Source organism: Brevundimonas sp., from assembly GCF_013823285.1.
Classification (GTDB): Bacteria; Pseudomonadota; Alphaproteobacteria; order Caulobacterales; family Caulobacteraceae; genus Brevundimonas.
In genome coordinates, this window is record NZ_PNLV01000180.1 from 1 (window position 1) to 2,792 (window position 2,792).

General features: G+C 66.2%; 2 protein-coding genes. One reads left to right on the forward strand and one right to left on the reverse strand.

All coding sequences use genetic code 11. From position 1 onward, the window contains the following. Positions 1–22 precede the first annotated feature (22 nt). Complete coding sequence (locus C0461_RS14155) at positions 23–1,597, reverse strand: sodium/sugar symporter (protein ID WP_292107925.1); 1,575 nt, start codon at positions 1,595–1,597, stop codon at positions 23–25. Positions 1,598–1,775: 178 nt separating this feature from the next. Here C0461_RS14155 and C0461_RS14160 point away from each other — a divergent pair, with 178 nt between their 5' ends. Next, positions 1,776–2,567: a helix-turn-helix domain-containing protein gene (locus tag C0461_RS14160; protein ID WP_292107927.1), complete on the forward strand. Its 792-nt coding sequence runs from the start codon at positions 1,776–1,778 to the stop codon at positions 2,565–2,567. The last annotated feature ends 225 nt before the right edge of the window (positions 2,568–2,792 follow it).

Consider the following 2,792-nt stretch of genomic DNA (forward strand, 5'->3'; position numbering starts at 1 on the left):
CGGGATCAGGCGCTGACCCGGCTCACCACCAGATCGAATAGACCAGGATCAGGAAGGCGATGACGCCCACGCCCGCCAGGTTGAAGGCGGCGGAGGTGCGGAAGCTGATGCCGTCCAGCTGGACCTTGAGGGCCGAAGCGGGGGCGGGGCGGATCAGGGACACCACCACCGCCAGCGCCAGGGCGATCAGGAACACGATCCCCACCCGGTTCATGAAGGGCATGACCAGCAGCCCCTCGTTGTTCAGCCACCACATGACGCCGGACAGGAGCACCCCGCCGATGGCCGCGGCCAGGGCGCCGGCCTCGGACGCGCGGCGCCAGAACATGCCGAGGATGAAGATCACCACGATGGCCGGGGTGAAGAAGCCGGTGAAGTCCTGGATGAACTGGAACGCCTGATCGAAATTGCCCAGCAGCGGCCGGGCGACGAGGGCGCCGATCAGCATGGCCGCCGCCGCCGACAACCGGCCCACCGTGACCAGATGATGCTGGGACAGGTTCGGGCGCGCCTTGGCGTACAGGTCCAGGGTGAAGATGGTGGAGATGGAGTTCACCAGCGAGCCGAGGGTGGCGATGATGGCGGCCACCAGGGCGGCGAAGACCAGCCCCTTCAGACCCGTGGGCAACAGGGCCATCATGGTGGGATAGGCCTGATCAGGGCGGGTCAGGTCCGGCGCCAGCACCAGCGCGGCCAGCCCCGGCAGCACCACGATCAGCGGCATCAGCAGTTTCAGATAGGCGGCGAAGGCGATGCCCTTCTGGGCCTCGTCGATGCTGGAGGCCGCCAGCGCGCGCTGGATGATGTACTGGTTGAAGCCCCAGTAGCTCAGATTCATGATCCACATACCGCCGATCAGGACCGACAGCCCCGGCAGGGCCGCATAGTGCGGGCTGTCCGGCGACAGGATCATGTCGAACTTCTCGGGGAACTCGGTGGTCAGGCGGGCGAAGCCGTTCAGCACCCCGCCGTCGCCGCCGATCTGGTTGAGGGTGATGACCGCGATCACCAGACCGCCCGCCACCAGCAGGGCGACCTGCACCGCGTCGGTCAGGGCCACGGCCTTGAGCCCGCCCCACAGCTGATAGACCAGGCCGAACGCCGCCAGACCGAACAGGGCCAGGGTCTGGTCCACGCCGGTGACGGTGGTGATGGCCAGCGACCCCAGCCACAGGATCGAGGTGATGTTCACGAAGACGTAGAGCACCAGCCAGAACACGGCCATGACGCTGCGGATCCTGGCGCCGTAACGCTGCTCCAGAAACTGGGGCATGGTGACGATGTTGTTCTTCAGGAAGATGGGCAGGAAGAACTTGCCCACGATCAGCAGGGTCAGGGCTGCCATCCATTCGTAGGAGGCGATGGCCAGGCCGATCACATAGCCCGAGCCCGACATGCCGATGATCTGCTCAGCCGAAATGTTGGCCGCGATCAGCGAGGCGCCGATGGCCCACCAGGGCAGGCTCTTCGAGGCCAGGAAATAGTCGGTGGTGTTTTTCTGCTCGCCGGGCCGCCCGCGCGAGACCCATTGGGCCAGGGCGAAGATGCCGACCCCGTAAAGGGCCAGAAGGATCAGGTCGATCGGCGCCAGCGTCATGAATGTCTCCCCCGAGGGGCCGTTGAATTCGGCCGCTGAACGAAGGGCTACGACATCCTCAAGCCACGCGCAATGAAAGTCATTTCATATATGGTTTGATCCGGCGGCGCAGGTTAAGAAGCGGGCGGACGGCCTTCTATCGGGGTGGCGGCGGCGCTAAGACTTGGGGAGAGACAGGTTGATCGGGGAAGCCATGCCGCCGCTGGAAGAAGAGCTCGGGGAGCGCAAATACCGTGCGCCCGCGCTCGAGAAGGGCCTGGACGTGCTCGAACTGCTGTCCAGCCACGGACGCCCCATGACGCCGTCGCAGATGTCGGTGACCCTCAAGCGTTCCGTGTCCGAGCTGTTCCGGATGATCCAGGTGCTGGAGTTCCGGGGCTATATCGAACAGTCATCCGAAGGCTATCGCCTGACCAACCGCCTGTTCACCCTGGGCATGGCCCAGGCGCCGGTGAAGTCGCTGGTGGAGGCGGCCCTGCCGGCCATGCGAATTCTGGCCGAGACCACGGTTCAGTCGTGCCATCTGGTGGTGCCCAGCGAGACCCAGATCGTGGTGGTGGCCCGCGTCGAGAGCCCCGGCGACCTGGGTTATTCGGTGCGCATCGGCTACCGCCGCAATCTGATCGAGGCCACCTCGGGCCGCATGTTCTACGGCCTGGCGTCGCCGGCCGGACGGGCGCGGCTGGAGGAGGTGCTGCGCCGCCTCCACGGCGACGCCATGTTCGAGGCCTTCGCCGCGGAGGCGGACGCCACGGCGGTCAAGGGCTACGCCCAGCGGGCCAGCGACTTCGTCAAGGGCGTGACCGATCTGTCGGCGCCGGTGATGGGGGCGGACGGCGTCATCGCCACCCTGATCACCCCGTATATCGAGCACACCACAGTGGGCTGCGACATGGCCACGGCGTTGATCCATCTGCGCCGCGCCGCCGCCGCCATCTCCGCCGACATGGGCTCCGCGTCCCAAGCCTGAGGCGGGTCAGGCGCGGCCATGGACGGGCTCGGGCTTGCGGCTGCGCATTTTCGCATGCGATAAGTTCTTCACGAATGAAAGGTCGGGACGCGTGTTCCGGCGTCCCCCGCCCGTCGTGGGCCCACTGAAGACTGTCGCTGTATGACCAAGCCTCTCCGCTCCCGTCTGTGGTTCGACAACCCTGCGAACCCGGACATGACGGCGCTGTATCTGGAGCGTTATCTG